6 protein-coding genes are annotated in these 7,776 nt (G+C 66.5%); 1 reads left to right on the top strand and 5 read right to left on the bottom strand.

The window, feature by feature from the left end; translation table 11 throughout:
* On the top strand, positions 1-630 hold a 630-nt coding region (locus tag GU5_RS0112455; protein WP_237704735.1), incomplete at its 5' end, for a hypothetical protein.
* Positions 631-818: 188 nt separating this feature from the next.
* Here GU5_RS0112455 and GU5_RS16510 read toward each other — a convergent pair.
* The 5 genes from GU5_RS16510 to GU5_RS0112435 all read right to left on the bottom strand — a co-directional run bounded on the left by GU5_RS16510 (position 819) and on the right by GU5_RS0112435 (position 7,773).
* The gene (locus GU5_RS16510; RefSeq protein ID WP_010525901.1) at positions 819-1,331 is read right to left on the bottom strand and encodes a GntR family transcriptional regulator; all 513 of its coding nucleotides are present in this window, start codon (positions 1,329-1,331) and stop codon (positions 819-821) included.
* A complete protein-coding gene (locus GU5_RS0112445; RefSeq protein WP_139084449.1) occupies positions 1,328-2,191 on the bottom strand; it encodes a MinD/ParA family protein in 864 nt (287 codons plus the stop codon). Before GU5_RS0112445 ends, GU5_RS16510 begins: the two co-directional genes overlap by 4 nt.
* Positions 2,192-2,612: 421 nt before the next feature.
* Positions 2,613-3,365 carry an FtsK/SpoIIIE domain-containing protein gene (locus GU5_RS17730; protein ID WP_237704734.1) on the bottom strand — a complete coding sequence of 251 codons (753 nt, stop codon included), beginning with the start codon at positions 3,363-3,365 and terminating at the stop codon, positions 2,613-2,615.
* Between the two features lie 140 nt (positions 3,366-3,505).
* The gene (eccCa, locus tag GU5_RS16070; protein ID WP_237704733.1) at positions 3,506-6,700 is read right to left on the bottom strand and encodes a type VII secretion protein EccCa; all 3,195 of its coding nucleotides are present in this window, start codon (positions 6,698-6,700) and stop codon (positions 3,506-3,508) included.
* Positions 6,700-7,773, bottom strand: a complete 1,074-nt coding sequence (locus tag GU5_RS0112435) for a hypothetical protein (protein ID WP_010525899.1) — start codon at positions 7,771-7,773, stop codon at positions 6,700-6,702. The genes eccCa and GU5_RS0112435 overlap by 1 nt, the downstream gene beginning before the upstream one ends.
* Positions 7,774-7,776 lie beyond the last annotated feature (3 nt).

The following is a 7,776-nucleotide window of genomic DNA, read 5'->3' as shown; positions in this document are numbered from 1 at the left end:
CTGGCACCGGTGGACAACGGGCGCACTCGTCGAGCGCGCACCGGAAAGTCGCCGCACCACCAAGTTCGGATGGAGCCGGGAAGTCTGATGAGGCGCAGTCAACACCAAGCGGCCCGGGCGACTGAGGATCAGATCCTCGCCCTCGGCGAGCGGGTCCATGAGATGTCGAAGCAGCAGATCGCTGAGATGCTGGGCGTGCACCCGAATACTGTGCGCAATACGATGATCCGGCTGGGCCTCGTCCATGACAGCAGCCGCGCCCAGCAGGCGCGACTGCCGGACCGGTGGACCGGCCAGGAGATCCTTCTGGCGCTGCGATTGGACCTGACCATGCGCCAGATCGGTCAACGATTGGGGCGTACTCCGGAGTCGGTGAATGCGGTGCGCACCAGAGTGCGCCAAGGAGATGTGACGCTTCTGCGGTGGCTGGCTGACGAGGGCGGCATCCTGTTGTCGAAGCGCCGGAACGTGCGGGCCGTGGAACTGGCCGTTCTCGGGCTCGGCGGCCGACTTCCTGGGATGACGAAGGTCGAGGTAGGCAGGCAACTGGGTTTTCGCGAGGAGCGAGTGCGACTGGCCATGCAACGGATGGGGCTGGACCCGGAGAGGTTCTCCGCCCACCTCGACTGAACGCAGTCCACCGCCGACTCCTGGGCCTGCCGGGGAAGGAAAGAGACCCGCTCTACGGGTCCGTCGACTGCTTCAGACCGGGGTCGACACCTCACTCCAGGCCCAGTGCCGGCGGAGCGATACGATCAGCACCGCTGGGCCGTGGCATGAACAGGCCTTCAGCCGCCTGTAGGCGTCCAGAGGAGGGTTCAGCCTCGCACGGCGGCCTCTATATCGGCTGTCAACTGATCGGCTTCGTGGGCCTGGGCGAGTGCCTCCTGTGCCTCAGCCTGGTCTTCGAATGCCTCGGCTGTTTGTCGGCGGTCTGTGGCCCAGGCTGTCAGCGCCTCGGTCAGCACCCGACGCGTCAGCGGCCGTGTCGGATCGTCGAGGTCGATGAGCACCTGCTGGCTTTGCTGAGCCTCGAGGCCGTACTGGGCCAGTTCCAGGTGGGCTCTGGCTTGTTCGAGGACGGCGGCTATGTCGATCGCGCCGGAAGGTTCGCGAGCGGTGACGAATGCTCCGCGTCCGCGTTCGATCCTGAGCATGCCCTCGTCGACGAGCATCTGCTGGGCATTCCGGATCGTGGTCGCACTGGGGCCACCGAACTCGCGCTTCAGCTCAGCGAGCGAGGGAACTTGTTGGCCAACCACCCACTGGCCAGTCCCGATCTTCGACCGCATCTGTCGGTACAGGTGCACGTATTCCGCGTCGTGGCTCACTCGTACCCGTCCACGATTGCTGCAGCGATCTCCATGTACGCCTGGCGCGTGCTGGAGTTCAGGATCTCGAGGTTCATCTTGTCCCCGTCGACCACGGCACGGTCGAACGGCACGACGACCAGGCGGCGGCACATTCCCCGCAGACTGCTTCTGATCAGTGACTTCTCCACCCGTTCTGAGACATGCTCCTTGTCGGTGATGACGACGATCGAGTTGCGAGCGAGATCTTCGTATCCGTGATTCGCCAGCCAGGTGAGGGTCTGTCGGGCTCGCTGCGCGCCGGAGACTGCGAACCCGGCGGCGATCACGAGATTGTCGGCGGTATGGAGGATGCCTTCCATGGCATTGTGCGTCACACCGGTTCCGCAATCGGTGAGGATCACCGGGTAGTAGCGGGCGAACTCGGTCTGGATCCGGAGCCATTCCTCGGCTGTGAGGCTGTCGGAGAGGGCCGGGTCCTGATCTCCGGCCAGCACGTGCAGTCGCTCGGCCTGGTGGAGGTAGTTCTGGAGCTTGGTCAGGGAATCGACCTCGTCCAGGTCGGCCAGCAGATCCGAGATCGTCGGCTGCTGGCTGGCTTGGAACTGCCGCTCGCCCAGAGCGCGTTCTGCCAGGTCTCCGGAGTCGGGGTTCGCATCGATGGCGCAGGGCATGTCGCCGCGGATCTTCGCCAGGGTCATCCCGACCCCGACAGTCGTCGAGGTCTTGCCGATGCCGCCCTTCAGAGAGAGCACTGCAGTGTTTCTGCTGCCGGACAGCGGCCGGGCGATGCGATCGACGAGAGCCTGGTGCTTCTTCTCCTTCTCCGAGGGGCCCATATTGATGGTGCCGCCTGAGACTGAATACAGCAGCTTGCGCACCCCGCCTGATGGCTTGGCCGGTGCAGGCGCGACGAAGGACGGGTGACCGGCCTCGGCCAGCTGTCGCCGTTCGATCCGTGTGAGATCTTCCGAAGGCGGTGCGGCATCGACGGAGGCCTCGGCGGATCGGCCGGCGCGGGATCCGGTCTCTGCGGGAGCGGAGCGCTCCGTCGTCGAATCCGTCTGGGTCTGGGTGTCGCCGTCGGGCGTGACGGAGAAGGTGCTCTTCTCCCCGCGGACGAGGTCGACCCCGTGGACTGTCACGGACCTGCCGCGGGCGGCGGCGGACTCGTGCGCTTCCTCGACGATCCTGGTGTAGGGGTCCTCTCCGTCAGCGAGTTCTGCGACGGTGCCGTCGATCTTGACCTTCTGCGGAGAGATGATCTCCACTGTCATCGTCGGAGCCCCGCCTGCGGGGGTGTCAGGATGCTGCGTCATGGTGTCCTTCCCTGAAGATCGTCTGGACCGTCGAGGGCGCTTGCGCGCCCCGTATGAACAGTCCTCGGCCGGGTGGCTGGCGTCGGGCACGGATGTTGTTGATGAGCGGGCCTTCTGAGCGGTCGCCGTCCATCAGGAATGTATCGCCTCCGGCGTCACGGACGGAGCTGGTGAACGGTTCGAACATCGACCGGCTTGCTCCGCGGGCCTTGCGCGCGATGAACGCGTGGAGGCCGATCTCCGCCCCCATGGCCAGGTATTCGGAGAACCCGCGCAGTGGAGCATTGCCTCCTGCCGTCAGGACATCGTAGTCATCGACGATCAGCACCACGCGAGGTCCGTCGAACCCCGTCGTCTGGGCGGCAGTGAGAGGGTCGTCGGGCACGCGCGACTGCAGTTCTCTGGTGACTGCATCGGTGAGACGCTGCGCCAGCGAGGAGGAGGTGGCATATCCGCCCAGCTGGTCCTCGTGGACGAGCCCCTTCAAGGACCGGCGGGGATCGTAGACGGCGAAGACCATCTCCTCAGAGGTGTACTGACCCGCCAAGGTGGTCATGATGTGGGCGAGCAGAGAGCTCTTTCCGCTCTGTTCGTCGCCGAGCAACAGCATGTGCCGATCGGAGCTGTCGAGATCGAGCATCACCGGGCTCATCGTGCGTTCGTCAATGCCGAAGGGAACGACTCCTCGCCGCTCCGGCTGCGGAAGCTCGTCAGAGTGAACCAGCGTCGGCAGCATCCGTACCCGCCGGGGTGTCTTCTCCGGTTCGAGCGTGCTGACGTTGTCGACTGCCGCGGCCAGCCCTCGGTTGAGGTCCTCGGTCTCGGACGCCCCGTCGGTCCGGGGCAGGGCGAGCTGGCCGATGAGTTCATCATGGTTCAGCCCTCTCCGGGGCGATTCGCCGGGATCCTCTCTGCGACCTTGCGGCCATGCGCTGACTCAGCCGGCTCCGACAAGCGCAGCTCGATGCGATTGCCGAAGAAGGTCTGCTGGGCGATGCGCACCTCGTTCCAGCGCGAGCCGGTCGCGACAACGTGCACGCCATAATTGCCTCCACGCGCGAGAATTCCGTACACCTGCTCCTGGAGGTCTTCGAACTCGCCGGTGAGCGCGCCCCACCCGTCGATCAGCAAGATCACATCGGCGACTTCGAGCTCTTCGAGCTCGTCGGCGGCGTGCATCTCTCGCATCGTGGCCAGAGTGTCGATGCCGCGGCGTTCGAACAGCTGCTCGCGCTCTTCGAGCAGGTCGCTGACCTCTTCGACAGTCCTGCGCAGAGCTTCGCGGGAGTTGCGGCTGGCCATCCCGGCGCTGTGCGGAAGCTCCGCCAAGGGCTGCAGGGCAGAGCCGCGCAGATCGATCCCGAACAGGGCGACCTCGCGGACGGAATGGGTGTGCGCCAACGACAGGGCCGTGGTGCGCAGGGCCGTGGTCTTGCCCGACGAAGGGCCGCCGAGGAAGATCAGGTTCCCTCCGGAGCGGGTCAGGTCGAGCTCCCATGCCCCCTGCCATTGCGTGCCGGGATCGTCGAGGATCCCGACGGGGACGGTGAGCTGACGTGTGCGCGAGGTCAGGCGGGCAGAGCCTGTGCTCCCTCGATCGGCGACCTGGTCCAGTGTGATGCGGCCCGGAAGCGGCGGCAGCCAGATGGGCGGGGTCGCACGCTCGAATCCCCGCATGACCTCCACCAGGGAAGACATCACCGTCGGGGCGCTGGTCGAGGCGCTGAGGGAACTGCTCCCGGCCTCAGCCTCGTCTTCGTCCTGGCCCGAGTCCAGATGCCGGGTCAGCTGTTCAGCGTAGAAGGGAGCCGGGACTGCAGGTGCAGGTTCCCGGTCCTCGTCCTGTTCGTCGTCGTCCTGGGTCTCGGTGCTCAGCGGTCCGGAGACATACCCGGCCTTGAACCGGGCGTAGGTGGTGGTGTCGACCTTGAGATACCCGTAGCCGGGCAGCGGCGGCAGATGGAACGCATCCGGCGTCTCCAGGACAGTACGGGACTCACCCTCGGAGAGTGTGCGCAGACCCAGCCGGTAGGACAGATGCGTGTCCAGTCCTCGGAGTTTCCCGGCTTCGATCCGCTGGGACGAGAGCAGCAGGTGGACGCCGATCGAGCGGCCGATCCGGCCGATGGACATGAACAGGTCGATGAAGTCGGGCTGAGCAGTGAGCAGCTCGCCGAACTCGTCGATGACCACGAACAGATGCGGCAGCGGGGGAAGGTCTTCGCCCTCGTCCGCCTTCTCCCGGCGGCGAGCCTGATACTCGGTGATGTTGGCGACGTTGCCGGCATCCTTGAGCACCTGCTGGCGACGTTGGACCTCACCTTCGAGGCTGGCATAGATCCGGTCGACCAAGCTCGAGTCGTCGGAGAGGTTCGTGACGATCCCCGAGACATGGGGGACTCCCTCGAACGGTGCGAAGGTCGCACCGCCCTTGTAATCGACCAGCACCATGTTCAGCAGGTCCGGCGGGTGGGTGACGGCCAGGCCGAGCACCATAGTGCGCAGCAGCTCCGACTTGCCGGAGCCGGTGGCTCCGACGCAGAGTCCATGAGGGCCCATGCCGTGCTGGGCCGATTCCTTCAGGTCCAGCTTCACCGGTCTTCCCCGGTCGTCCACGCCGATCGGCACCTTCAGGAAATCTGGCAGCTCCCGAGGCCGCCAGAGGCGCTCGACGTCGGTGGAGGAGAAATCACGGATTCCCAGGTATGAGGTGAACCGCTGCGAGTCGATCTCCTCGCTGTGCTCCAGCGAGTCAGGCGACAGCCGCAGCGGCGAGAGCGTGCGCGCCAATCCGCGAGCCACTGAGGGATCGGTCTGCTGCAGATACCCCTCGGTCCGTCGAGGCTCGAGGGGATCGTGACGATAGTCCTCGACGGCGAACCCGTCCCCGGTCTGGGTGATCCGCAGAGTGGTGTTCTCCGGTTCGTCCTGCTGCCGCTGGACCATGTGCAGCGAGGTGATCGCCAGTTCCTGCGGATCGAGCCCGGTGTCTGGCAGCTCGATGTCATGGGCAGGACCCTCGTGAGTCATGTCGATGACCAGCAGGCGAGGAAGAGCGAGGGAAGAGCCGCTGACGAGGAAGTTCTTCCGGACTTCCGAATGTTTCTGGTAGCGCCTGCGGATGTCCTCGTCGAGCAGGTCGCGCAGCGCTGACAGATCCGGTGCGAGCCGATTCAGCGGCCCGAACTCGGTGGGGCGGGACTGGTCGAGGATATGGGGCACCAGGGCCAGCCATCCCCACTCATCGTCGGGCCCCTCGGCGGAGTCCTCGTGCGGATCCTGGGTGTGGCGCTGAGGCACGGCCGCGGCCAGATGCAGGTCCTCGGGGCTGTGGAAGACCAGCGCGGGAAGCAGCAGATTCCGCAGCACCTGATGGCCGAAGGCCCGGTCTCCGACGATCGAGACGGAACCATGGTGGCGCAGGTCGATCAGGACCGGCATATCGGGTGCCGTGCTGAACCTGTCGATGATGTTCTGCATCTCTTGCTGCATATGCGGGTCAGGGCGTTGGCCCGATTCTGACTCGCCCTGCAGCCGGATGTCTCGCGCGGGCACCGAGCCGGTGCCCAGGCGCAGGCGCATGAAGTCCTCATGGCTGCGTCGCCGTTCCCACAGCCTGTGCGGATCTGCCGCGATGTCCAGCAGGGCCTCCGGCTCCGGGTCGCAGCTGCGAGCACGGCTGCGGATCTGCTGCTCCTCGGCGAGGTGCTCATAGCGACGTCGTTCCAGGTATTCCAGGTACTGGTCCCGCAGGGTCCGCCGACGGCGTCCGGCCTTGCCCCGCTGGGAGAACATCATGACCACCGCACCGGTGACGGTGACGATCATCATCAGAGCGCCGACTGCTGCGAAAGGGGAGCCGCGGAAGAGCATCATCACGGTCATCGATCCCGCTGCGCCGAGGAGGGGGATCAACCCGAGGAAGCCCATGCCGCCCTGGCCGCTCTCATCGACCTGGGGAGGCCGCTCAAGGTCGAGCACATCGCCGAATCGTGCCGGCGTCGAGGTCCGCGCGGGGCGGTGGACGAGTTCGACGCCCTGACGGGGACGGGTCTGAGGGAGCTGGCTCATCACACGTTCCCCATCGCGGTCTCGAGGGTCGAGGCGCACAGGCGAGCCAACTGCAGGCGGCGCAGCTCGCCGATCCGGCTGATGCGCAGTTCGGCCCCGGTGGCCAGATGCCGGTCATAGCTGACACGCAGTACTGCGTCGTCAAGCTCGAGAGCGGTCAGGGCTCGACGCATGCGAGCTTCGGCATAGGCCATCTGCCTCCGGGGGATGCGCCGACCGTCGACAAGCACGGGGACGAGCGGGACGTGGGGCACCTGTCGGTGTACCGCCCGGAGCGTCTCGGCGTTGGCATCAAGGGCACCGGAGGTCGGCGACATCACGACCACGAGGCAGTGGAAGTCGGAGAGGTCGACCTGCGGGGCTGACCCTGGGTGAGGAACCTCGCTGACAGCGATGGAGCGACTTCTGCTGAGCTCGCGCTGGACCCCGGCGACCGGCTCGGACGCCAGGGGCTGGTCGCCAGGGGCATAGGTGAGCCGCAGAAGCCTCTGGCGGGGGCAGGGGCCGAATTCGGCCAGATCGAGGCCGGCCTCGGCCTCCGGGTTCTTCGGCACCTGCCCCAGACCTGCCGGAAGCCCTCCATCGTCGTCGCTCGCGGGCAGGCGGCTGACGAGTCCGCTCGGAGGGGAGGTGAGATCGAGACCGGTGATCAGATCAGTCCGGACCAGGGAGAAGAACGACGCCATGCCGGCGGTGATCGTCGACGCGCCGGCACCACCTGTGGGACTGAGCACGCCGATGCGTCGTCCCGTCGTCACCGGTGCCTGGCAAGCGTCGACAGCCTCGGTGAACGCGACGGGGAAAGCGTCGGTGTGGATCAGACGGGCCGCGGCGCGGCCGGTGCGGGCGAGCCAGCTGTCCCCGTGGGGGAGCCCTTTCGGCGCATCTGGCTCGTCGATGGGGCTGTCGCCCGCATAGGCGCGAAGCCTGGAAACGCCGCCGAGGAGCTCCCGCGGCTGCTCGCCGGGAGCCGTTGGGGAGGCCGGTCGGGAGCGCTCAGCATCGGCGAGTTTCTGCGCGCCGGGAAGCCCGCGCGGGGCAGTGTTGGAAGCAGAGGTCGAGTTCTCGGGCATGGC

This window comes from Nesterenkonia sp. F (assembly GCF_000220985.1).
Classification (GTDB): Bacteria; Actinomycetota; Actinomycetes; order Actinomycetales; family Micrococcaceae; genus Nesterenkonia.
The sequence above is the reverse complement of the archived record's forward strand: the minus strand, read 5'-3'. Positions and strand labels throughout refer to the sequence as shown.